Source organism: Saliniferula longa (assembly GCF_050789285.1).
Classification (GTDB): Bacteria; Pseudomonadota; Alphaproteobacteria; order Rhodobacterales; family Rhodobacteraceae; genus CAVPWP01.
Genome location: NZ_JBOUVX010000001.1, coordinates 925,885 through 949,181, shown reverse-complemented (window position 1 = coordinate 949,181; position 23,297 = coordinate 925,885). Strand labels below are relative to the sequence as shown.

Here is a 23,297-nt window from a genome sequence, read left to right as displayed (position 1 = left end):
GTAGGACGCATGGACCACACCGGCGCGGATCGTTTCAAGACGGCGATCCTGCTTCTGGCGGTGATCGGCCTGGTCACCGGGCTTGCGCTTCGCGTGGCCGGCCAGGACCGCCTTGCGGACCTTGCCTGGTTCGCGGGCGTGACGCCTGCCCTTGTGGCGCTTGTGGTGGAGATCCTGCGCAGCATCGGGCGCGGCGAGGTGGGGCTCGACATCGTCGCGGCGCTGTCGATGACCGCGGCGCTGACCTTCGGCGAGACCCTGGCGGCGGCGGTCGTCGCGGTGATGTATTCCGGCGGCACCTTCCTGGAAAGCTTCGCCGAAGGCCGCGCCCGGCGCGAGATGCACGCGCTTTTGTCCCGCGTTCCCCGCATCGCCACCCGCCACCGCAACGGCGGGCTCGAGGAGGTGCCGCTTGACGCGCTTGCGCCCGGCGACCGGTTGCTGATCCGGCAGGGCGACGTGGTGCCGGTGGACGGCACGGTGGCCGCCGATCTGGCGTTCCTCGACACCTCGGCGCTGACCGGCGAATCCCTTCCCGTCCGTCTGGCGCGCGGGGCCGACGCCATGAGCGGGTCGACCAACGCGGGCGAGGCCTTCGACCTTGTCGCGACCCATCGTGCCGCCGAAAGCACCTATGCCGGGATCGTCCGTCTGGTCGAGCAGGCCCAGCGGTCCAAGGCGCCGATGTCGCGGCTGGCCGACCGCTGGTCGCTTGGGTTTCTGGCCGTCACGCTGACCATCGCCACCGCCGCCTGGTGGGCCACCGGCGACCCGATCCGCGCCGTCGCGGTCCTGGTGGTGGCCACGCCCTGCCCGTTGATCCTTGCCGTGCCCGTGGCGCTTGTCGCGGGCCTGTCGCGCGCGGCCCATTTCGGCGTTCTCATCAAGGGCGCCGGCCCGCTCGAGACGATGGCGCGCATCCGTACGCTTATCCTCGACAAGACCGGGACCCTGACCGACGGCCGCCCGCAGATCGTGTCGATCGACAGCCACGACGGCGTGGGCGAAGCAGAGATCCTGCGCCTTGCCGCCGCGCTGGATCAGGCCTCGAAACACCCCGTCGCCCAGGCCATCGTCGCGGCCGCGAAGGCGCGGGGTTTCGCCCTGCCCGTGCCGTCGGAGGTGGCCGAGATCCCCGGCGAAGGGGTCGTGGGCCGCGTCGATGGGCGCACGGTGATCGTCGGCGGCGAAGGCTTCGTCGCAAAGCGCGTCGGCCGGCAATCGGGCGACCACCCCGCGATGGCGGCGGGATCGGTTCTTGTCGCGGTCGCGATCGACGGCCGGTTGGCGGGTCATCTGGTGATGTCCGATCCGCTGCGCGAGGGCGCGGGCGCGATGCTTGACGGGCTTCGCCGCGAGGGGATCGCGCGCATCCTGCTGGCCACCGGAGACCGCGCCAACGTCGCCGAGCACGTGACCGAAGGGCTGGGCCTTGACGGGCTTCGCGCGGGCCTGACGCCGGACCAGAAGGTCCTGCTTGTGCTGACCGAGCGCAAGAACGGCCCGGTGATGATGGTGGGCGACGGGGTCAACGACGCGCCCGCGCTGGCCGCCGCGGACGTGGGCGTGGCGATGGGCGCACGCGGGGCGGCGGCGTCCGCCGAGGCGGCCGACGTGGTGCTGCTTGTCGACCGGATCGACAGGCTGGGACCCGGCATCGAGATCGCGCGGCGCTCGCGCCGGATCGCGGTGGAAAGCGTGGTGGCCGGGATCGGCCTGTCGGTGCTTGGCATGGTCGCGGCGGCCTTCGGCTATCTGACGCCCGTGCAGGGTGCGCTGCTGCAAGAGGTCATCGACGTCGCCGTGATCCTGAACGCGCTTCGTGCGCTGCGCATCAACCCGGCCGAGGCCACGACCGCGGGCGCGCTGTCCCCCGCGTCGGCGACGTGACGACGCCGCCCAGCACCGCTTTTCGACAGCTGGCTGTCGATCGGACCCTGTGCGGTCGCAATCGTGGGCGTCGTGCTGCCGATGATCGTCGGACGGCATGTCCGTCCGCAGGGTCTGCGCCCGTCCGACCCGGCGTCCCGCCAAAGGGCCAGGGGCCCCTCGCGCCGCCGGTCAGGGGACAAGATCCACGGTGCGCTTCGTCCGGGCCGACAGGGCGGCGGTATCGACGATGCGCTGCCCGGTCAGGCACAGCGCGGGATCGAGCGGGCCGCCCACGCGCTCGCCGCGCGCAAGGCAGCCCAGCACATACTCGATCGCGTTGCGTTCGCCGGGTTTCAGCGGGTCGACGGCGATCTCGTGGCGCTCGGGGCGGGCGCGTGTCTGCACCGTCACCGTGCGTGCGTAGTCGGGCGAGGCGATGGTGCCGTCGCTTCCGACGAAGGTGAAGCCGCAGGTCGGCTGCGGCTGGGTCGTCCAGGGGTCGGTGAAGGTGCCCCAGCGGGTTTCCATCTTGCTAAGGCCGCGGGCATAGCGGCAGACGGCGATGGCATGCTGATCGACCTCGATCCCGGGGGTGTGATCGACGGTGCAGGTCACCTCGAGCGGCGCCTCGCCGCCCATGAACCAGGTGCCGAGCGTGGCGCCGTAGCCCATGTAGTCAAGCAGCGATCCGCCGCCCGCGGCGCGCTTGTACCACCAGCTGCCGGGCTTCTGCCGTTCGACCTCTTCCGGGCTCACCTCGACCTTGTCGGCAAGATGGAAAAGCGGCCCGCGGTTGCCGTCGTAGTAATGCACCTCGCGCAGGTCCCCGATCATGCCGTCGTCGATCAGGCGTTTCGCCGTGACGTGGCTTTCCACCCACCGCAGGGGCCAGTTGATCGCCATCTGCCTGCCGGTGCCCGCCATCGCCGCGATCATGCGACGGGCGTCGGCCACGCTGGCGGCGAAGGGCTTTTCCACGAAGACATGAACGCCATGGGGGGCAAGGCGCTCGACGAAGTCGGCGTGATCGGCGGTGGCCGCACAGAGGATCGCCATGTCATAGGGCCCCGCCGCCATGCAGGCGTCGAAATCCGTGAAATAGCGATCGGCGGCCAGGCCGAACTTGCCCGCGACAGAATGCATCTTGGCGAGATCGGGATCGAAGAGCCCCGCGATCTCGGCGTCGGGATGTTCGTGAACAAGGCGCAGGAGGTCGCCCATGTGCATGTGGTCGAAGCTGATGCCGACGATGCGAAATTTCGCCATGTCCCCTCCCTAGCGTGAGCCCGTGATGCGGACGTAAAGGGCCGTCACGGTCAGGATGATAAGCCCGAACAGGGCGGTGCGCGCGCCCTCGGGCATCTGCAAGAGCGTCAGCATGGTGTCGAGCACCCGCAAGATCAGCGCGCCGACGATGGCGCCCGCGAAACTGCCGCGCCCGCCGAAGATCGAGGTTCCACCGATCACCGCCGCGGCGACAGAGGGCAGCAGCAGCGGGTTGGCAAGGCTCAGCGACGGCGCCCGGATCATGCCCAGATAGAGAAGCCCCGTGATCGCCGCGATCAGCCCCGACAGCGCGTAGAGCGCGATCAGCACCTGCCAGGATTTCACGCCCGACAGCTTCGCCGCCTTCTCGTTCGAGCCCAGCGCGAACAGCGTCCGGCCGAAGCCCGTGAAGCGCATGAGCGCAAGTATGAACAGCGCGAAGGGGATGAACAGGATCAGGCCGTTCGGCATCCCCAGTGTCCGCCCCGTGCCCAGCCATTCGAGGAAGTCGGGAATCCTGGTGCCCGCATTGATGACGGTCCGCTGATAGACCTGGAGGCAGCCCGTGGCGATCAGCCCGGTGCCAAGCGTCATGATCAGCGGGTGCACCCGCACGATGCCGACGCCGATCCCGTTCACGACCCCGACCGCCAGACCGCAGGCCAGCGCCACGAGGACGGCCTGCGGCACGCCCCAGATCGAACTGAGCGTCGCGCAGACGAAGGCCGAGACGGTGGCCACCACGCCCACGCTCAGGTCGATGCCGCCCGTCAGCATGGTCAGGACCTGGCAGGCGGCCAGCATCGCCAAGGGGATGGCGAACTTGATCAGGTTGCCCAGCCAGAAGCTGGAGACAAGCCCGTCGCGCCCGATCCGCACGGGCATGACGATGCCGGGGCGCATCACCTCGAGCACGGCGATGAGCAGCACAAGGAAGACGATCAGCGGGATGATCGGATTGTCGCGCAGCAGGCGCCCGAAGCGGACAAGGGGCGGATCGGTGTCGGTCGTGCTCATCGGCGCGCCTCCCGCAGCGTAAGCGCCGTCCCGAGCATGACGACGCCGACCATGATCACCCCCTCGATGATGGTGGTCACGTTGGGGTCGACCGCAAGCAGCGTCAGGATCGTGCGGATGATCCTGAGGATGAACACCGCGATGATGGGGCCGAGAATTCCCCCCTTCCCGCCGCCCAGCACCACGCCGCCCAGCACCACGGCGGCGACCGACGCCATCAGGTAGGGACCGGGCACGGGCTCGCCGATGCCGGTCAGCGCGGCAAGGCTGAGCCCGCCCATGGCGCAGAACAGGCCGCAGATGCCGTAGGCGATGATCCGCGTGCGCCCCACCGCGACGCCAGAACGGAAGGCCGCAAGCTCGTCCGAGCCGGTGGCATAGATCGACAGGCCCAGCTTCGACCGTCGGATCGGCACCCAGACCAGCGCGATGCAGACCACCGTGATGACCAGCGCCTGCGGCAGCAGGTCGATCCCGAACGAGCCGCGCGTCGCCGCGCTCAGCCAGCCCGTGACCGAACCGCCCGGGGTCTCCATGATCAGGAGGGCGACGCCCTCCCACACGAAGAGCATGGCAAGCGTCACCACGATGTCGGGCACCCGGCTGAGCACGATCAGCGCCCCGTTGATCAGCCCCATGGCCAGGCCCGCCGCCAGCACGATCAGCACGGCCGGCACCCCCGCCATCCGCTCCATCAGGGTCGCCGCCAGCACGGCGGCCACCGCCATGATCGAGGCGACCGACAGGTCGATGCCGCCGACGATCACCACCACGGTCATCCCCGCCGTGGCGAAGACGAAGGGCAGCGCCGCGCGCGCAAGGCTTTCAAGACCCGAGGCGCCGAAATTCGGCTGGATCATCCGCGTGACGCCCAGAAGCAGCAGAAGCAGCACCGCCAGCCCGATCACCCAGGCATGCTTGCGCAGGAACGCGGTCACGCCACCGCCTCGCGGGCGGTCAGGCCGTAGGCCGCGCGCATCAGCGTTGGCTCGTCCGCCTGCGCCCCGTCGATCACGTCGACCACCCGGCCGCCGAAGATGACGATGGCCCGGTCGCAGGCCAGCGCGACCTCGGCCAGCTCCGAGGTGTAGAACAGCACCGCCGCGCCTTGCTCTGCCAGCTCGCGGACCAGCGGGTAGATCTGGCGCTTGGTGCGCACGTCGATGCCCCGGGTCGGGTCGAAAAGCAGCAGCGTCTCGACCCCGGTGGCCAGCCAGCGGCCGATCGTGACCTTCTGCTGGTTTCCGCCCGAGAGACGCTGCACCTCGCCCTGGGCGCGGGTGTCGATCTGCAGCCGCTCGATGGCATGGGCCACGCGCGCGGCCTCGTACCGCAGGCGCAGCGGCCCCCAGTTGCGCATCCGGGCCGAGAACGGCAGCGCAATGTTCTCGCGCACCGAGCGCTGCGGCATCAAGGCTTCGGCGCGGTTGCCGGGGACATAGGTGATGCCCCTGGCGATGGCCTCGGCGGGATGGGCGAAGGCGACGGGGCGGCCGTCAAGCGCGATCCGGCCCGCGGTGGCCTTTCGGAAGCCGGCCAGCACGTCGAACAACTCGTCCTGGCCCTGCCCCTCGAGCGCCACCACGCCCAGCACCTCGCCGGCGTGCAGGTCGAAGGACACATCCGTCAGCTTGGGCAGCGCCGCAAGACCCCGGACCGACAGGCGCGGCGTGCCAGAGCGCGCTTGCGCCGTCGCCGGCACCTGCCGGGCGCCGAGGGTCAGGTGCTCGCCCAGCATCAGCTCGACCGCGCGTTCCTCGACCCCCGGTTCGATCTTCAGGTCGCCGACGCTGCGACCGTCGCGCAGCACGGTGGCGCGGTCGCAAAGCCGGGAGATCTCGGCAAATCGGTGCGAGACGTAGATCACGCCCATCCCGTCGTCGGCACGGGCGCGCACCACCGTCAGCACCCGCTCGACCAGGTCCGTGGGGAGGGCGGCGGTCATTTCGTCCAGCAAGAGCACGTCGGGCTCGGCCGCCAGCGCGCGGGCAAGGTCAAGGATGCGCAGCGTGGCAAGCGGCAGGGCCGAGATCATGTCGGACAGGCGCAAGCCCTCGATCCCCAGTTCCGCCACCCAGTCGCGGAAGGCGCCGACCGGCGTGTCGCCAAGGCGCAGGTTGTCGGCCACGTCGAGGTCGGGGATCAGCGAGGGTTCCTGGTAGACCGGGACAAGGCCGGACCTCCGGGCGGTGGCGGGCGAGCCCACGCGCGCCGCGCGGCCTGCGATCATGATGGTCCCGGCGTCGGGCCTGAGCGCGCCGGTCAGGATCTTCACGAAGGTGGATTTCCCTGCGCCGTTCGCCCCCATCAGCGCCACCACTTCGCCGCGCCCGACCGTCAGCCGGGCATCGGTCAGGGCGCGCACGGCGCCAAAGCTCTTGGCGACGCCGGTGGCTTCGAGAAGGGGAATGTCGGTCATCTGGCTCTTGTCGTTGACTGCCCGAGAAACCCCGGCCCCCGGGGAGAAGCGGGGGCCGGAGCGGATGGGATCAACCCTCGCCGGGTCCCTTGCAGGCGATGATCTGCTCCATCGTGTAGTCGGTCCAGCCAGGGATCGAGACCGAGACCGGCCATTCGGGATCGAGGTTGGGGTTCTGCGCCGCGGCCAGCGTCGCGCGGCCTTCCTCGGTGGTGTTCTCCCACAGCACGGGATCGACCAGGACCACGTTGCTGTCGGGGGCATTGCCGTTCAGGATGTCGACCGCCAGCGCGATCCCTGCGCCACCGACCGAGCCGGGGTTGGTCACGGCCGCGCCCATCAGCCCCTCGACGGAAGACAGCTGGCCGACGAAGCCCGCGTTGTCCGCACCCACGATCGGCACCAGCGGCGCGCCGCTTTCGACGAAGGCGTCGACGATCACGTTGTCGATGCCCGAGGTCCACACCCCATCGAAGGGAATGCCGGTGGCGAGGAAGTCGAACATCTGCTGCTTGCCCTGGTCCTGCTGCCAGCCGGTGAAGACCTCGTGGACCACGTTGATGCCGGGAAACTCGGCCAGCGCCCGGCGGAAGCCGTTGTCGCGGTCGGTGTCGGCCGACACGCCGGCGATGCCGCGCATGTAGACCACGTCACCCTCGCCGCCGAGTTGCTCGAACAGCCAGCGCGCGCCGAGATAGGCGTATTCCTCCTGATTGTTCGACAGGATGTACGCCCCATCGACCGTCACGCCCGCGTCGACCGCGACCACGACGATGCCCTGCGCCATCGCCGCCTCGAGCGCCGAGTTCAGCGCGTCGGGGTTCGACGGGTTCAGCACGATCGCGTTCACGCCGGCCTCGATCAGGTTGTTGATGTCCTCGAGCTGGCCCGCGCTGTCGGTGTTGCGGTGCGCCACGATCAGGCTGGTCACGTCGGGCTCGACCAGCGCCTGGGCGCGCATGGCGCAGATCATCTCTTCGCGCCAGCCATTGCCCTGAACGGTGTTCGACACGCCGATCACATAGCCGCCATGGGCCTCGGCGAAGGCCGCGGGCGCCAGCGCCACGCTCATCATCAGCGCCGCGGCGCCTGTCAGAAGTCTTGTCATGGTCAGTCCTCTCTATCGGGTTCCAGTAGGTTGCAGTCCGGGGCCTTGGGGCCCTTCTTCACTTGATGAACGGGGCAAGAACGTCGCGCGCCAGGCAGAAGCCGCGCTTGATCTTCTCGTCGGTGCCTTCGAACAGGCGGTCCTCGTGCTCGATGATGACGGGCCCGTCGTAGCCGGCGCGGTAGAGGCCCGAGAAGAAGCCCGGCCAGTCCACGTCGCCCAGGCCGCAAAGGCGGGGCACCTGCCAGCCCATGCCGACCGACATCACGCCGTTCTCGTAAAGCCCGTCACGGTCGATCATGACGTCCTTGGCATGGACATGGGCCATGCGCGGCCCGAATTCCTTGATGAAGCGGGCCTGGTCGATGAATTGCCAGACCAGGTGCGAGGGGTCGAAGTTCATGCCGACCGCGTCGCCCCATTCGTCGAAGATGCGGCGCCAGATCTTCGGGCTGTGGGCGATGTTGTGTCCGCCCGGCCACTCGTCGTGGCTGAAGATCATCGGGCAGTTCTCGAAGCAAAGCGTCACGCCCGCGTCGCGGGCATGGGCCACGACGGGGGCGAAGATCGTCTGCGCGCGCTTCCAGTTCTCGTCCACGTTCAGCGTCCGGTCGCCGCCGACGAAGGTGTTGACGACCCTCACGCCCATCACGCCCGCCGCGGTGATGACCTTCTTCAGATGCCCGATCACCGCGTCGCGATGCGCGGCGTCGGCGTGCAGCGGGTTGGGATAATAGCCGAGGGCGGAAATCTCGATCCCGCGCGCGGCAAGGCCCGCCACGATCTCGGCGCCGTGCGACGTCGTCAGCCCGTCCACGTCGATGTGGCTGGTCCCGGCATAGCGCCGTCTCTCGCCACCCGAGGCGGGCCAGCAGGCGATCTCCATCGCCGAGAACCCGTTCGCGCCGGCCCAGTCGGCCACTTCCATCAGGGGCGTCGCCTCGAAGGGGGCCGTCAGCAATCCCAGTTTCATCCCTGTCCCTCCGTCAGATCTCGTCGAGCCGGACCCAGCGCCCCTCGCGCGCCGAGCGCAGCACCGCGTCGCAGACCTGCATCTCGTAGTGCCCGTCCTCGAAGCTGGCCCAGGTCGCGTTGGGGCTGCGCCCGCCTGCCGCCACGTCACCGTAGACCGCGCGGAAGAAGTTGAAGAACGAATCCGCGAAGCCTTCCACGTGCCCGGGCGGCAGGCTTGCCGCCGCGCGACCCGGGGCGTTCATCAGCGTGACGTCCCGCATCATCAGCTGGTTCGGTGCGTCGCGGTGGCCCACGAAAAGGTGGTCGGGCGTCTCGCTGTCCCAGGCGACGCTGGCCTTGGCGCCCGCGACGTCCCAGTGCAGCGCGTTCTTTCGCCCGGTGTTGATCTGGCTCGTGCTCATCACACCGCGCGCACCGGTGTCGTAGCGCAGCATGATCATCGCGGCGTCGTCGGTGTCGACGCGGACGGTCTCGGTCGCGCCCGCCACGCTCGAGAAGGTCTCGACCGGGCCGGTGGGTTTCTGCCGCTCGGGCAGGAAGGTGGCGAGTTCCGCCAGGACCTCGGTCACCTTCATTCCGGTGATGAAGCTTGTCAGGTCGATCCAGTGCGTGCCGATATCGCCCACCGACCGCAGCGCGCCGCCGATCTCGGATTGCAGGCGCCAGTTCCAGTCCGTGGGTTTGGCCAGCCAGTCCTGATGGTAATGGCCGGTGACGAAGCGGATGTCGCCCAGCTCGCCTGCCCTGACCATGCCGTAGGCCTGCTGGTTCAGGGGATAGAAGCGGATGTTGTAGCAGACCGCCGCGACCCTGCCGGAGGCGCGGGCGATCTTTACCATCTCGGCCGACTGCGCGCTGGTCATGGCAAGCGGCTTTTCGCAGATCACGTGCTTGCCGGCGCCGAGGATCGCCTTGACCTGCGCGTAATGCGCGTGGTTGGGCGAGGTGACATGCACCACCTGAACCCCCGGGTCCGACAGCACCTCGTCGAGCGAGCCATAGGCCCGGGCCACGCCCAGCGCCGCCGCGCGCTCGGCCCCGCGGTCGGCCGAGCTGCCAAGCACGCCGCGAAGCTGCACGCCCAGCCGCCGCAACGCCTGCACATGCACCGTGCCGATGAAGCCCGTGCCGATCACCGCGGCGCCGATGCCCGCATATCCCGTCATGCGCGTTCCCCCTCAGACAACCGAATACCCCCCATCCACGGGCAGGCAGGCGCCCGTCACGAAGCCGCTCGCGTCCGAGGCAAGGAACAGCGCGGCCCCCACGATGTCGTCGGGCTGGCCCCAGCGGCGCATCGGCGTGCGCGCCTCGATCCCGGCAACGAAGGCCGGATCCTGCCGGGCGCGGGCGGATTGCTCGGTCACGATGAAGCCCGGCGCGATGGCGTTCACGCGGATGCCGTCGGGCGCCCAGGCGATCGCGAGCGATTTCGTCAGTTGCTCCACCCCCGCCTTCGAGGCGCCATAGGCCGGGTTCCGGGGGCTCCCGAACCGGGCATACATCGAGGCGATGTTGATGACCCGCCCCCGCGCGGCCTTGAGCGCGGGATGGAGCGCAAGCGCGGTGCGCAGGGACCCTGTCAGGTTGACGTCGAGGATGTGCGAGAAAAGGGCCGGTGCCATCTCTTCGCCGCGGCGGGTGGTTGCGGCGCAGTTCACAAGCACGTCGAGCCGGGCATGGCCCGCGGCGCAGGCGTCCACGGCGGCGGTGTCGGTCACGTCGAGGCGGGTATAGGGAAGGGCGGCGTCTTCGGGGGCGGGCGCGTCCTCGGCCCCGGTGATGCCGACCTCGGCGCCTGCGGCGCGGAAGGCGCGCGCGATCGCGGCGCCGATGCCGCCGCGGCTTGCGCCGATCACCAGGACCCGCGCGCCGGAAAAGTCGAAGGAGACCCCCGCGCTCATGCGCGGCCGGCCTTTGCGCAGGCGACGCCACCCCGGATCATCCGTTCCTCCCATCGCGCGGCTTCGGCCGCGTCTGTAATCGTTTACATCCCGCGAGATACGGCTTTGCGGATGATGTAATCGATTACATACTCCCCATCGGAACAGATTCGAGTCAAGCGGGGAAATCGCGGCCACAGGCCCGGCACCATGACCCAGAGGACGGCCCAGAAAACCGCGACGATCCAGGATGTCGCCCGCGCCGCAAAGGTCTCGACGGCCACGGTCAGCCGCGCCCTGTCGAACCCCGATCTGGTGTCGGAGCGAACGCGAACGGCGGTGCTCGAAGCGATCCGCGCCACCGGCTACCGGGTGAACCAGGCGGCGCGCAACCTCAGGATGCAGCGCGCGGGCGCGGTGCTGATCCTTGTGCCGAACCTCGGCAAACCCTTCTACTCCGGCATCCTCGCCGGTATCTCGGACGGCTTCGCGGGCACCGACTATGCCGTCCTCATCACCGATACCGAAAGCAACCCTTTGCAGGAGGGCGCGCTTGCCGGCTATTTCCTCGACGGGCGCATCGACGGGGCGATCTCGCTCGACGGGGGGCTGCCGCGCGCGGCGCTGCGCCAATGCGAAGCGCAAGACGTGGCGGGGCGCATCGTGTTCCTGTGCGAATGGGTCGAGGGCGAGGCTTTCCCGGTGATCGCGGCCGACAATGCCGAGGGCGCGCGGCTGGCGATCCGGCACCTGCACGCCCTCGGCCACCGCCGTATCGCCCATGTCACGGGCCCCGAGGGCAACGTCCTGACCGCTGCCCGACGCGAGGGGATGCTGCACGAGCGCAGCCGCCTTGGCCTGCCCGCGCGCGAGGACTGGATCATCCGCGGCGATTTCTCGCTCGAGTCGGGGCACGAGGCCGCGCGGCGCATCCTGGCCATGGCCGAACGGCCGACGGCGGTGTTCTGCTCGGCCGACATGGTGGCCTTCGGTCTTATCGCCGGGTTGCAGGCGGGGGGGCTGCGCGTGCCGCAAGACATCTCGGTCGTGGGGTTCGACGACATCGAGATGTCGCGCTCGTACGTCCCCGCCCTCACCACCATCCGGCAGGACCGACATCGCCTTGGGCGCCGTGCCGCCGAGGTGCTGCTTGCGCGCCTGAAGGGCCGTCCCGCGCCCGAGCCGCAACCGCTGATCCCCGTCGATCTGGTGCTGCGCGCGTCGACCGCGCCACCGCCTTGAGGGCCCGGAAGGCCCCTGCCCTAGCATAGCGCGCCCGTCACGATCTGTTCGAGGTCCACCGACACGCCGGTCATCGGCGCCGAGGCGTCGGACAGCAGCCAGACGGTCAGCCGCGCCGCGTCCTCGGCGCTGACGAAGCGCCCGAGCGGCAACCCGGCTGCCTGCGCGGCCAGCCAGCCCTCGCCCTTGCCAAGCGTCACCTCGTGCATGGTGCGCTCGGACTCGGTATCGACCCAGCCAAGGTTGATCCCGTTCACCCGGATGCGGTCGCGCAGATGCGCGTGCGCCGCGTTCTTCGTCAGCACCTGCAGCGCGCCCTTGGTGGCGGCATAGACCGTCAGATCGGGCGCGCCGCCATGAGCGTTCATCGACTGGATGTTGACGATGGCGCCGGGGGCGCCGCGGGCGGTCATGTCCGCGATGGCCCCGGCCATCAGGAAGAAGGGCGCCCGCGCGTTGACCGAGAACATCCGGTTCCACTGCGCCACGTCGGCATCGGCGAAGCTGCCCCGTGTGGTCAGTCCCGCGGCGTTCACAAGCCCGTCGATCCGCCCGAAGCGCGCCAGCGCCGCGGCGATCACCGCGGGCGGGCCCTCGGGAAGGGCCAGGTCGGCCGCCACCGTCTCGACCGGGCAGGGCCAGCGCCCCGGCACCGGGTCGCGGTCGGTCAGGACCAGCGCCGCCGCGCCGCTTTCGGCGGCCTGACCGGCGATCGCCGCGCCGATGCCCCGGGCCGCGCCGGTCACAAGGATCACCTTGTCCTCAAGCGAGACCCTCATCCGCCGATCCCCTTGAGAAAGGCCGCATGTTCGGCCGGGTCCATGCGCAGGATGTGGCCCTCCTCGGGGAAGCGGCCCGCGGCGACGTCTTCGGAGAACTCGCGGAAGGCTGCCACGCGTTCGGCCTGGAGCCGGGCATACTCGGCGGCGAAGTCGCGATAGACCTTGGCATGGCGCGGCACGCGGCTGCGCCCCTCGCCCAGAATGTCCTCGGCGAAAAGGTATTGCGCGTCGCAGCCCGCGCCCGCGCCCATGGACCACAGCAGGATGTCGAGCCGGTCGTGGAGCGCGCGCGCCACCTCGTCTGGCACGACCTCGATCTCTACCGCGATGGCGCCCGCGTCCTGGTAGGCGCGGCATTCCTCGAAAAGGCGGATGGCGCTGGCCGCATCGCGCCCCACGGCGCGGAAACCCCCGGTCCAGGTCGCGCGCGACGGGACAAGGCCCACGTGGCCGACGACGGGGATGTATTCCCGCGCCAGACGCTCGACCGTCCGCAGCGATCCCGAGCAGTAAAGCGCATCGGCCCCCGCCTCGATCATCCGGCCGCAGAAGGCGAGGTAGTCGTCGGTCGAGCCGTATTCCAGGTGGGTCTTGCCGGTCATGGTAAAGACCCCCGGCGCAACGTCGCGGTAGCGGGGGTGGGTCACAAGGTCGGGCGGCACGCTGGCGATATCGATGCCTGCCGCCTCGGCCGCCGCCGCCTCATCGAGCGTGAAGTAGCGCAGCATCGTCATCTGGCGCTGCCCGCGCTGGCGCCGCAGATCGGCGACGGTGGGGCGCGCGCGGGTCACGGCCCGACCTCGATCCGGCCGACGCGGTCGGCGCCGATCACACTCCCGGGCCCCTCGTCGTGGCAGACATCGATCCGGTCGGGCATGGCGCTGTCCTTTCAGGCGGCGGGCGTCTTCGGCACGGCGCTGGCCGGGTGCAGGTCTTCGCGGTAAGGCCGCGCGCCCGGCGGCAGGGTGCGGCGCAGGTAGTAGCCGGGCTCGCGCCGCTGGCGGATCAGCGCGCCGATCATCTCGGCATAGGCGTGGCGGATCGAAGGGTTGGGCGGCGGCAGGTCGTGCCCGATCAGCGCGTGCAGCCGGGGCAGCGCATGGTAGGGCACCATCGGGAACATGTGGTGCTCGACGTGGTAGTTCATGTTGAGGTAGAGCCAGCGGTTGACCGGGTCCATCAGCACCGTGCGCGAGTTGAGCCGGTGGTCCAGCACGTCTTCGGCCAGCCCGCCGTGCTGCAGGAGCCCCGTCATCACCATCTGCCAGCAGCCGTAGATCCGCGGCCCGCCGATCAGAAGAACCGGGATCAGCGACCAGTTCAGCAGCGCCCAGAGCCACGCGGCCAGGTGGACCACGACGAAGATCTGCGCCCAGCGCGTCGCGCGCGGCAGGTCGCTGTCGGGGATGTAGTCGCGCTCGTCCGGTCCGAAACGGCCAAGGGCGTTGCGCACCAGCACGGCGAAATGCTGGACGACGTCGGGGATGCCGATGAAGGCCAGCGCCTTGCGCGCGAAATCCACCGGCCGCATCACCGCGATCTCGGGGTCGCGGCCGACGATGATCGTGTCGGTGTGGTGGCGCGCGTGGCTCCAGCGCCAGCTGATCGGATTGCGCATCTGCATGAAGCTGGCCAGAAGATAGACCGCGTCGTTCATCCAGCCGGTGCGGAAGGCCGTGCCGTGGCCGCATTCGTGCCAGCGCGCATCCGACGCCGAGCCGTAGAGAACGCCGTAGGCAAGCCAGAAGGGAACCGCCCACCAGCTGCCCCAAAGCGCGATGCCGCCCGCGGCCGTGGCCACCAGCAGGCCGATCCACAGGGCCGTGTCGCGGATCGCGGGCTGGTCGCTGCGCTGCATCAGCGCCTTCATCTCCTTGCGGGGGACGTCGGAGTGGTACCACTCGGCCGCCGCCAGCCCGCGTGCGATGGCACGGTCGCGCTCGGGGCCGGACAGGGAATAGTCGCGGGCCGGGTGCCCCGCTGCATCGAAGATCATGGGCGCCTCCCTCGTCCAGCGATCCGCGTCAGTCCACATCGGTGCAAGGCAGGCCGCACGCTGTCAACGGCCGCCTGAGGCGCCGTGAGGCGGCGCCGTGCGAATTTCTTGCCGAGCGCCCGGGAACACCTCAGAATACCTCAACTTCCATCAGGAGCCCCCATGCGCCCCACCCTTGCCGATGTCGCCGCCGCGGCGCAGGTCTCGCCGGCCACGGTCGACCGCGTGCTGCATGACCGGCCCGGGGTGTCGCGGCGCAGCCGGGCGCTGGTGCTGTCGGCGGCCCGCCGCCTTGGATACCTGCCGGACCTGCCCGAGGCCCCCGCCCCGCTTGGCTTTCACCTGGTCCTGCCTGCCGGCGCCAACGCCTATATCGCCGAACTTGCCCGCCAGGCCCGCGCGCAGGCGGCGCCGCATGTGACGGTCGAGATCCTGCGCGCGCCCAGCCTCGACGCGGCCGCTCTGGCCGCGACGCTGGCCCATGTCGGCCCGACCGACGGGGTAGCCGTGGTCGCCCTGAACCACCCTGCCCTGCGCGAGGCGATCCGGGGGCTTGCCGCCCGTGGCGTGCCGCTCGTCACCCTGGCATCGGACATCGCGGACGCGCCGCGGGTGGCCTATGTGGGCATCGACAACATCGCGGCGGGGCGGCTTGCGGGCTATACGCTTGGCCGGTTCCTCGGGCCGGGGGCACGCGGGGCCGTGGCCTTCGTGGTGGGGCATCTGGGCTATAGCGGCCATGCCGAGCGCGAGGTGGGGTTCCGTCAGGTGCTGGCCGAGGAGTTCCCGCATCTCGACATCCTCGCGCTGCGCGAAAGCCGCGACGACCGCGCCCGCGCGCGGGCCGAGACGCTGCGTCTGCTGTCCGCCCATCCCGGCCTCGCAGGGCTTTACAACGCGGGCGGCGGCACGGTGGGGATCGCCGCGGCGCTGGCCGAGGCGGGGCGCCGCGACGTGGTCACGATCGCCCACGAACTGACGGCCGAGAACCGGGGCTTCCTGATCGACGGCATCCTCGACGCGGTGATCGACCAGTCCCCCGCCGAAGAAATGCGCGCCGCCTTCGCGGCGCTTTCTGCCGCGGCCCGCGGCCAGCCGGTCGAGCCGCCGCGCCTGTCGCCCCGGCTGATCCTGCGCGAGAACCTGCCGTAGCCCCATCGCGGTCCACGTCTGTCGCGCCTGGCTGGACGACGACCGAGCGGCCGATGACGTCCCGTCCCCCGCTTCTCCATGCCGTTGCCTGCACCGCCCCCCGAGTTGGCGACGCCGTCGGGATCAGAGGGGTGCGACGCTGCAATCGCGCCCGTCGATGCCGCCGCCGGACCTGTGCTCGTGGCGCAGGGCAGTGGCGGGAAAATCCGTGTCACCCGGCATCCTGAGGCGCGGCCGGCGCGGCGGCCGAAGCGGATCCAGACATTCCGCTTGGCAACATCTGTCAACCGTGGTCGAATGCACCTCGCTTGCCCATGGGAAGGATTCAATGGGCCGAAAAAAACGCAACAGCCTTTGGCGTGTGAGTTTCCGACACTTGAAATCAGTCTTGTCGGTCGGTGACCCGGGTCACGGGTGAAGCTTGCAATCCAAACGACAGGTGGAGGAAAACATGTCACTTAAACAGAAACTTGCGATCGGTCTTGCCGTCGCCGCATTCGGTGCGTCGGCGGCATCGGCCCAGTCGCTGGTCTATTGTTCCGAAGGATCGCCGGAAGGATTTGATCCTGCACTCTATACGGCCGGCACGACCTTCGACGCGTCGAGCCATCCGATCTACAACCGCCTGACCGAGTTCAAGGTTGGCACGACCGAGGTGATCCCCGGGCTGGCCGAAAGCTGGACTGTCTCGGAAGACGGCAAGACGGTGACCTTCAATCTGCGCCGGGGCGTCAAGTTCCATTCGAACGACATGTTCACCCCGACCCGCGACTTCAACGCCGACGACGTGATCTTCAGCTTCGACCGTCAGGGCAACGAGGCGAACCCCTATTTCACGGTCTCGGGCGGGACCTGGGAGTATTACGGCGGCATGTCGATGCCCGACCTCGTGGAAAGCATCGAGAAGACCGACGACTATACCGTGGTCTTCAAGCTGACGCGCCCCGAAGCGCCCTTCATCGCCAACATGGCCATGGATTTCGCCTCGATCGTCAGCAAGGAATACGCCGACGCGATGCTGGCCGCCGGCACACCCGAGATGGTGAACCAGGCGCCGATCGGCACCGGTCCGTTCCGGTTCCAGGCCTACCAGAAGGATGCGGTCATTCGCTATCTGCGCAACGACGACTACTGGGGCGACAAGGCCAAGGTCGAATCGCTGATCTTCGCGATCACGCCCGACGCAAGCGTGCGCTATCAGAAGGTGCAGGCCGGCGAATGCCACGTCATGGCCTATCCGAACCCCGCCGACGTGAAGGCGATGCAGGACGATCCGAACATCGTGGTGATGGAACAGGAAGGTCTGAACATCGGGTATCTGGCCTACAACACGACCGTTCCGCCCTATGACAACGCCAACGTCCGCAAGGCGCTGAACATGGCGATCGACAAGCAGGCGATCATCGACGTGGTGTTCCAGGGCTCCGGCCAGATCGCCAAGAACCCGATCCCGCCGACGATGTGGTCCTACAACGACGCCGTGGTCGACGATCCCTACGATCCCGAGGCCGCGAAGGCGATGCTGGAAGCCGAGGGTGTGACGGATCTCAACATGAAGATCTGGGCCATGCCGGTGCAGCGACCCTACAACCCGAACGCCCGCCGGATGGCCGAACTGATGCAGGAAGACTTCGCCAAGATCGGCGTGACGGTGGAAATCGTCTCGTACGAATGGGGCGAGTACCTGTCGCGGTCGCGCGAACTAGACCGCGACGGCGCGATCCTGCTGGGCTGGACGGGTGACAACGGCGATCCGGACAACTTCCTTGCGGTTCTGCTTGGCTGCGACGGCCGCGAGAACTCGAACCGGGCGCAGTGGTGCTACCAGCCGTTCGAAGACCTGATCCAGCAGGCCAAGGTTCTGCCGACGCAGGCCGAGCGCGAGCCGCTTTACGAACAGGCTCAGGTCATCTTCAAGGAGCAGGCCCCCTGGGCGACCATCGCGCATTCGGTCGTCTACATGACCATGCGTCCCGAAGTCGAAGGCTATGTCGTGCACCCGCTTGGCGGGCACATCTTCAACGCCGTGGGTCTGTCGCAGTAACCGCGACCCGAAAACGAGGGGCGGCGCGTCGCTTGCGCCGCCCCCTTTCAGAATAGCGGCAGATGATGGTCCGAGCATGCCAGGTTCCCTGACCGATCGCCTGTCAGCCTATGCCGGCGTCGCCGCCGAGCTTGGGCTCGATGCCGTGGCGCTTGTCCCCGGCCCGAATTTCACCCGCGCCGTCGAACACGTGTTCATGAGCCATGAACGCCCGTTCGTTCTGGTGATCCCGGCCCGTGGCCCCGCCGCCGCGCTGGTGCCCAATCTCGAGCTTCGCAGTTGGGATCTGGTGGGCTTCGAGGGCGCCGTCTTCGACTGGCGCGACCAGGACGGCTACGATGCCGCCTTTTCGGCCCTGATGGCGCATCTCGGCATCCGGTCGCTGGGGGTCGAAGGTCAGGTGATGCGGGTTTTCGTGCATCATGCCCTGATCCGCGCGCAGCCGGATTTGCGGATCATCGACGCCGAGAAGCAGATTTCCGGCCTTCGCATGATCAAGGCGCCCGCCGAGATCGCCGCGCTGCGCGAGGCGATCGGAATCTCGGAACGCGCGCTGGCGCGGACGCTCGAAACCGTGCGGGCGGGTCAGACCGAGAAGGAAATCGAACAGGTGCTGATCCGGTCGCTTTTTGCCGAAGGGGCCGAGGATCAGTCGTTTGCGCCCATCGTCGCGGCCGGAGACGGATCGGCGCGGCCACATGCCAAGGCGCGCGCCGGGTACGCCATCAAGGCGGGCGATGCGCTGCTGCTGGATTTCGGCGCGCGCAAGCACGGATTTGCCGCCGACATCACCCGCACCGTGTTCCTGGGCCATGCCACCGACGAGGCGCAGGCGGTCTATGACACGGTGCTTCGGGCGAACCTCAAGGGCTTCGAGGTCACCCGCGCCGGCGTGACCGCGCACGAGATCGACGATGCGGTGACCGGCGTTCTCGAGGCCTCGCCCTTTGCCGACCGGATCCGCACCAAGACCGGCCACGGGCTTGGCCGCGACGTGCACGAGGCGCCCTACATCATGCGCGGCAACCACCAGGTCCTTCCCGCGGGCACCGTCTATACCAACGAGCCCGGGCTTTATCAGATCGACAATTTCGGCGTGCGGATCGAAGACGACGTGTTGATCACCGAGGGTGGATGCGTCTCGCTGACCAGCTTTCCGAAGGAGCTTACGGTGCTGCCATGCTGAATTACATCCTCAGCCGTCTGCTGACCTTCGTTCCGACCTTCCTGGGCGTCACGCTGATTTCCTTCGGGTTCATCCGCGTGCTGCCCGGAGATCCGATCATCGTGATGGCGGGCGAGCGGGGCCTGACGGACGAACGCTATGCAGAGTTGTCCGAGCAGTTCGGCTTCGACCGGCCGATCTATGTGCAGTTCTGGGAATACCTGACGGGCGTGCTGCAGGGCGATCTGGGCAATTCCTTCGTCACCAAGAAGCCGGTCTGGGACGAATTCTTCGCGCTGTTCCCCGCAACGCTCGAGCTGTCGGTCTGCGCGATGATCTTCGCTGTCGTCCTGGGGCTGCCCGCGGGGGTGATCGCGGCCGTCAACCGGGGCAAGTTCTTCGACCGCGCGCTGATGTCCACCGCCCTTGTGGGCTATTCGATGCCGATCTTCTGGTGGGCGCTGCTCTTGATCATCGTCTTCTCGGGGATCCTGCAGTGGACGCCCGTATCGGGGCGGATCGACCTGATCTATTACTTCCCCGATCCGACCGGCTTCATGCTGATCGACAGCCTGGCCTCGGGGCAGAAGGGGGCGCTCGCCTCGGCGCTGCGCCATCTGGTCCTGCCCACGATCGTGCTGGGGACGATCCCGCTGGCGGTGATCGCGCGGCAGACACGCTCGGCGATGCTGGAGGTGCTGGGCGAGGACTACATCCGAACCGCGCGCGCCAAGGGCCTGACCTCGGGCCGCATCAACGGCATCCACGCGCTGCGCAACGCGTTGATCCCGGTCATCACGGTGATCGGCCTGTCGGTGGGCACGCTGCTGGCCGGCGCCATCCTGACCGAGACGATCTTCAGCTGGCCCGGCATCGGAAAGTGGATGGTCGACAGCATCTTCCGCCGCGACTACCCGGTGGTCCAGGGCGGTTTGCTGCTGATCGCGGTGATGGTGATGATCGTGAACCTGACCGTCGACATGCTTTACGGCGTCATCAATCCCAAGATCAGGAAGCGCTGATGACCGACACGACTTCAGTCCCCACGTCCGAGGCACGTCCGGGACGGCTGCGCGAGTTCTGGTTCTACTTCCGGGAAAACCGGGGCGCTGTCATCGGGCTTTGGATCTTCGCCGTCTTCGCCTTTCTGGCGCTGTTCGGCCCCTGGATCGCGCCGCACGACCCGACCGCGCAGTTCCGCGACGCCACGCTGCAGCCGCCGGTCTGGCAGGAGGGCGGCAGCTGGGACTACATCCTGGGCACCGATCCCCTGGGCCGCGACATGCTTTCGCGGCTGATCGTCGGCGCGCGGTTTTCCTTCTTCGTCGGCATCGTCGTCGTCTCGATCGCGGCGACGGGCGGGATCCTGATCGGGCTTATCGCGGGCTTCGCGCCCAAGTGGCTCGACACGATCATCATGCGGATCATGGACATCATCCTGGCCTTCCCCTCGCTTCTGCTGGCGCTGGTTCTGGTGGCGATCCTCGGGCCGTCCCTGACCAACGCGATGATCGCCATCGCGATTGTCCTGCAGCCGCACTACGTCCGCCTGACCCGCGCATCGGTGCTGTCGGAACGGCAGAAGGACTACGTGACCTCCGCCCGCGTCGCCGGGGCAAGACGCGCGCGGCTGATGTTCATCACCGTGCTGCCGAACTGCCTTGCGCCTATCATCGTGCAGGCGGCCCTGTCGTTCTCGACGGCCATTCTCGATGCCGCGGCGCTGGGCTTTCTGGGCATGGGCGCGCAGCCTCCGACGCCCGAATGGGGAACGATGCTGGCCGAGGCGCGCGAGTTCATCCTGCGCGCCTGGTGGGTGGTGACCTTCCCCGGTCTGGCGATCCTGGTGACGGTTCTGGCCATCAACCTGATGGGTGACGGGCTGCGCGACGCGCTGGACCCGAAACTGAAGCGGAGCTGAGCGATGCCCCTTTTGCGCATACGCAACCTCAGTGTCGATTTCTCCACCGCCTCGGGCATGTTCCGTGCCGTCGACGCGGTGGACCAGGACGTCGATACCGGAGAGATCCTGGCCATCGTGGGCGAAAGCGGATCGGGCAAGTCGGTGTCCATGCTGGCGCTGATGGGGCTTTTGCCCTGGACCGCGACGGTCACCGCCGACGAAATCACCTTCGACGGACACGACCTTCTGAACATGGACCGGAGAGAGCGACGGCACATCATCGGCAATGACCTTGCGATGATCTTCCAGGAGCCGATGTCGTCGCTCAATCCCTGTTTCACGGTCGGCTGGCAGATCAAGGAAGCGCTGCGCTATCACCTTGGCCTTGGCCGCGCCGAGTGTCACAGGCGCGCCATAGAGCTGTTCGAACAGGTGGGAATTCCCGACCCGGAAAAGCGCCTGTCGGCCTTCCCGCACCAGATGTCGGGCGGAATGAACCAGCGGGTGATGATCGCGATGGCGATTTCCTGCAAGCCGAAGCTTTTGATCGCGGACGAACCGACCACGGCGCTGGATGTGACGATCCAGGCGCAGATCCTCGACTTGCTGGCCGAGCTGCGCAACGAGACGGGGATGGGCCTGGTGCTGATCACCCATGACATGGGCGTCGTTGCGGAAACCGCCGAGCGCGTGAGCGTCCAGTACGCCGGTCAGAAGGTCGAGGAACAGCCGGTCGCCGCGCTGTTCAACAGGCCGCACCATCCCTACACGGCCGCGTTGCTGGACGCGCTGCCCGAACGTGCGACCGAACGGCTCTTGCCGACGATCCCCGGCGTCGTGCCGGGCCAGTTCGATCGCCCCGCAGGCTGCCTGTTCTCCCCCCGTTGCCGGTTTGCCGATGCCAGGTGCAGGACGCAGCCGCCGACGCCGCAGGACCAGACGCTCGGACAGGCGCGGTGTTACTATCCGCTGAACACCGGCGAAAGGATCGCCTCATGACCGGCCCTGTCGTGCAGGCCAGCGCGCTGCAGCGCCACTACAACGTCAGCGCGGGAATGTTTCGCAAGCCGCGCCTGCTGAAGGCCGTGGCCGGGTTGGATTTCGAATTGTTCGCGGGCAAGACCCTGGCCGTTGTCGGCGAAAGCGGCTGCGGGAAATCGACCTTGGCGCGCATGGTGGCCATGATCGAAGCGCCCACGGCCGGGACGCTGACCCTTGACGGCAAGCAGGTGCATCCCGGCGACTGGGCCAGTTTGCGGCAATCGGTGCAGATCGTCTTTCAGGACCCCTACGGCTCGCTCAACCCGCGACACAGGATCGGGGTGATCCTCGAGGAACCTCTGGCCATCAACCGCCCCGAGATGTCGAAACAGGATCGCGAAGCCCGGGCGCGGGACATGCTGACCCGCGTGGGGCTGAGGGCCGAGCACTATGACCGGTATCCTCACATGTTCTCGGGCGGGCAGCGCCAGCGCATCGCGATCGCGCGCGCCCTGATGCTGGACCCGAAGCTTCTTGTGCTGGACGAACCGGTGTCGGCGCTCGACGTGTCGATCCAGAGCGCGATCCTCAACCTGCTCATGCAGCTCCAGGACCAGCTCCAGCTTGCTTACCTGTTCATCAGCCACGACCTGAGCGTCGTCCGGCATGTCGCCGACGACGTGATCGTGATGTATCTGGGACGTGCGGTTGAAAAGGGGCCGAAAGCGGCCCTGTTCGACGCGCCAAAGCACCCCTACACCAAGGCGCTGCTTTCGGCGACGCCGCGCGCAGAGCCGAACGCGGCGAAGGAACGCATTAAGCTCTCGGGCGAATTGCCGTCGCCGCTTGCCATTCCCGACGGATGCCCCTTCGCTCCGCGCTGCTGGAAGGCCCAGCAACGGTGCCGCGCCGAGCTTCCGACCCTTGGCGAAGGGGAACACGTCGCGGCCTGTTTCTTCCCTGAAGGGACTTGACGGCGCTGACGGGCTGACGCGGATCACCCCTGCCGCACCCGTCTCCACCGGAATGCCGGCGCCGGGGGTCGTCGTTGCCCGGACAGCGCCAGGCACCTTATCGGGTGGTCCGCTCTCAGCCTCAGTGCATGACGGGCCCGGGCGCTATGGCCGGCATGGCTGACGAAGCGGCTCCGGATGACGAGGCCGGGCACGAGACGACCTCCGGAGCCGGTAGCCGATACCCCAGAGACGACTGCGAGCGGTTGGTGCTGTAGCGGCAGCACCAGTTCTCGATGACGATCTTCGCCTTGCCAAGCGCCCGAAAAGACGTGGGAAAACAGGGAAATAGGGACTGTGCCGAGAGAGACATGGGCAAGTGGCGGAGCGAGAGGGATTCGAACCCTCGAGACGGTTTCCCGCCTACACACTTTCCAGGCGTGCGCCTTCGACCACTCGGCCACCGCTCCGTCGGCCCCCCTCTACCCCGGTCGGCACGCCGGATGCAAGCGGACTGACGGATCTGCGGGTGCAAAGCG

The 23,297-nt window shown here is 68.4% G+C and carries 20 protein-coding genes, 1 tRNA gene and 1 pseudogene; 9 read left to right on the top strand and 13 right to left on the bottom strand.

The features are described 5' to 3' along the window. Positions 1–9: 9 nt before the first annotated feature. On the top strand, positions 10–1,890 hold the full coding sequence (locus tag ACRDNQ_RS04430; protein WP_431827419.1) for a heavy metal translocating P-type ATPase: 1,881 nt from the start codon (positions 10–12) through the stop codon (positions 1,888–1,890). A gap of 171 nt (positions 1,891–2,061) precedes the next feature. Here the strand turns inward: ACRDNQ_RS04430 and ACRDNQ_RS04425 are convergent, their stop codons facing one another. The 8 genes from ACRDNQ_RS04425 to ACRDNQ_RS04390 form a co-directional block, all read right to left on the bottom strand. Beyond that, on the bottom strand, positions 2,062–3,138 hold the full coding sequence (locus ACRDNQ_RS04425) for a Gfo/Idh/MocA family protein (RefSeq protein ID WP_431827418.1): 1,077 nt from the start codon (positions 3,136–3,138) through the stop codon (positions 2,062–2,064). Positions 3,139–3,147: 9 nt separating this feature from the next. After that, on the bottom strand, positions 3,148–4,155 hold the full coding sequence (locus tag ACRDNQ_RS04420) for an ABC transporter permease (RefSeq protein WP_431827417.1): 1,008 nt from the start codon (positions 4,153–4,155) through the stop codon (positions 3,148–3,150). After that, on the bottom strand, positions 4,152–5,093 hold the full coding sequence (locus ACRDNQ_RS04415; protein WP_431827416.1) for an ABC transporter permease: 942 nt from the start codon (positions 5,091–5,093) through the stop codon (positions 4,152–4,154). The genes ACRDNQ_RS04420 and ACRDNQ_RS04415 overlap by 4 nt, the downstream gene beginning before the upstream one ends. Beyond that, positions 5,090–6,574: a sugar ABC transporter ATP-binding protein gene (locus ACRDNQ_RS04410; protein WP_431827415.1), complete on the bottom strand. Its 1,485-nt coding sequence runs from the start codon at positions 6,572–6,574 to the stop codon at positions 5,090–5,092. The genes ACRDNQ_RS04415 and ACRDNQ_RS04410 overlap by 4 nt, the downstream gene beginning before the upstream one ends. 70 nt (positions 6,575–6,644) lie before the next feature. Beyond that, complete coding sequence (locus tag ACRDNQ_RS04405; RefSeq protein ID WP_431827414.1) at positions 6,645–7,682, bottom strand: ABC transporter substrate-binding protein; 1,038 nt, start codon at positions 7,680–7,682, stop codon at positions 6,645–6,647. A 58-nt stretch (positions 7,683–7,740) separates the two neighbouring features. Further along, on the bottom strand, positions 7,741–8,655 hold the full coding sequence (locus tag ACRDNQ_RS04400; RefSeq protein ID WP_431827413.1) for a sugar phosphate isomerase/epimerase family protein: 915 nt from the start codon (positions 8,653–8,655) through the stop codon (positions 7,741–7,743). Positions 8,656–8,668: 13 nt separating this feature from the next. Further along, the gene (locus ACRDNQ_RS04395; protein WP_431827412.1) at positions 8,669–9,823 is read right to left on the bottom strand and encodes a Gfo/Idh/MocA family protein; all 1,155 of its coding nucleotides are present in this window, start codon (positions 9,821–9,823) and stop codon (positions 8,669–8,671) included. Between the two features lie 12 nt (positions 9,824–9,835). Continuing rightward, on the bottom strand, positions 9,836–10,561 hold the full coding sequence (locus ACRDNQ_RS04390; protein ID WP_431827411.1) for an SDR family NAD(P)-dependent oxidoreductase: 726 nt from the start codon (positions 10,559–10,561) through the stop codon (positions 9,836–9,838). A gap of 189 nt (positions 10,562–10,750) precedes the next feature. Here ACRDNQ_RS04390 and ACRDNQ_RS04385 point away from each other — a divergent pair, with 189 nt between their 5' ends. Further along, a complete protein-coding gene (locus ACRDNQ_RS04385; protein WP_431827410.1) occupies positions 10,751–11,782 on the top strand; it encodes a LacI family DNA-binding transcriptional regulator in 1,032 nt (343 codons plus the stop codon). A 20-nt stretch (positions 11,783–11,802) separates the two neighbouring features. Here the strand turns inward: ACRDNQ_RS04385 and ACRDNQ_RS04380 are convergent, their stop codons facing one another. From ACRDNQ_RS04380 to ACRDNQ_RS04370, 3 genes are all read right to left on the bottom strand, one after another. Beyond that, on the bottom strand, positions 11,803–12,561 hold the full coding sequence (locus tag ACRDNQ_RS04380) for an oxidoreductase (RefSeq protein WP_431827409.1): 759 nt from the start codon (positions 12,559–12,561) through the stop codon (positions 11,803–11,805). After that, positions 12,558–13,355, bottom strand: a complete 798-nt coding sequence (locus ACRDNQ_RS04375; RefSeq protein ID WP_431827408.1) for a 3-methyl-2-oxobutanoate hydroxymethyltransferase — start codon at positions 13,353–13,355, stop codon at positions 12,558–12,560. Before ACRDNQ_RS04375 ends, ACRDNQ_RS04380 begins: the two co-directional genes overlap by 4 nt. Positions 13,356–13,453: 98 nt before the next feature. Then, complete coding sequence (locus ACRDNQ_RS04370) at positions 13,454–14,560, bottom strand: fatty acid desaturase family protein (RefSeq protein WP_431827407.1); 1,107 nt, start codon at positions 14,558–14,560, stop codon at positions 13,454–13,456. Between the two features lie 162 nt (positions 14,561–14,722). Here ACRDNQ_RS04370 and ACRDNQ_RS04365 point away from each other — a divergent pair, with 162 nt between their 5' ends. From ACRDNQ_RS04365 to ACRDNQ_RS04335, 7 genes are all read left to right on the top strand, one after another. Then, complete coding sequence (locus tag ACRDNQ_RS04365) at positions 14,723–15,712, top strand: LacI family DNA-binding transcriptional regulator (RefSeq protein ID WP_431827406.1); 990 nt, start codon at positions 14,723–14,725, stop codon at positions 15,710–15,712. Positions 15,713–16,163: 451 nt separating this feature from the next. After that, complete coding sequence (locus ACRDNQ_RS04360) at positions 16,164–17,756, top strand: ABC transporter substrate-binding protein (protein ID WP_431827405.1); 1,593 nt, start codon at positions 16,164–16,166, stop codon at positions 17,754–17,756. Positions 17,757–17,832: 76 nt separating this feature from the next. Beyond that, complete coding sequence (locus ACRDNQ_RS04355) at positions 17,833–18,942, top strand: M24 family metallopeptidase (protein ID WP_431827404.1); 1,110 nt, start codon at positions 17,833–17,835, stop codon at positions 18,940–18,942. Beyond that, positions 18,936–19,943 (top strand): ABC transporter permease subunit, encoded by a 1,008-nt coding sequence (locus tag ACRDNQ_RS04350; protein ID WP_431827403.1) that lies wholly within the window; start codon positions 18,936–18,938, stop codon positions 19,941–19,943. The genes ACRDNQ_RS04355 and ACRDNQ_RS04350 overlap by 7 nt, the downstream gene beginning before the upstream one ends. Further along, the gene (locus ACRDNQ_RS04345) at positions 19,943–20,842 is read left to right on the top strand and encodes an ABC transporter permease subunit (protein ID WP_431827402.1); all 900 of its coding nucleotides are present in this window, start codon (positions 19,943–19,945) and stop codon (positions 20,840–20,842) included. Before ACRDNQ_RS04350 ends, ACRDNQ_RS04345 begins: the two co-directional genes overlap by 1 nt. A 3-nt stretch (positions 20,843–20,845) precedes the next feature. Further along, positions 20,846–21,823 carry an ABC transporter ATP-binding protein gene (locus tag ACRDNQ_RS04340; protein ID WP_431827401.1) on the top strand — a complete coding sequence of 326 codons (978 nt, stop codon included), beginning with the start codon at positions 20,846–20,848 and terminating at the stop codon, positions 21,821–21,823. Continuing rightward, complete coding sequence (locus ACRDNQ_RS04335; RefSeq protein WP_431827400.1) at positions 21,820–22,779, top strand: dipeptide ABC transporter ATP-binding protein; 960 nt, start codon at positions 21,820–21,822, stop codon at positions 22,777–22,779. The genes ACRDNQ_RS04340 and ACRDNQ_RS04335 overlap by 4 nt, the downstream gene beginning before the upstream one ends. A gap of 121 nt (positions 22,780–22,900) precedes the next feature. Here ACRDNQ_RS04335 and ACRDNQ_RS04330 read toward each other — a convergent pair. Both ACRDNQ_RS04330 and ACRDNQ_RS04325 read right to left on the bottom strand, forming a co-directional pair. Next, a pseudogene (locus ACRDNQ_RS04330) lies at positions 22,901–23,086 on the bottom strand (integrase core domain-containing protein); the annotation flags it as partial. A 52-nt stretch (positions 23,087–23,138) separates the two neighbouring features. After that, positions 23,139–23,228, bottom strand: a tRNA-Ser gene (locus tag ACRDNQ_RS04325). Between the last annotated feature and the right edge of the window lie 69 nt (positions 23,229–23,297).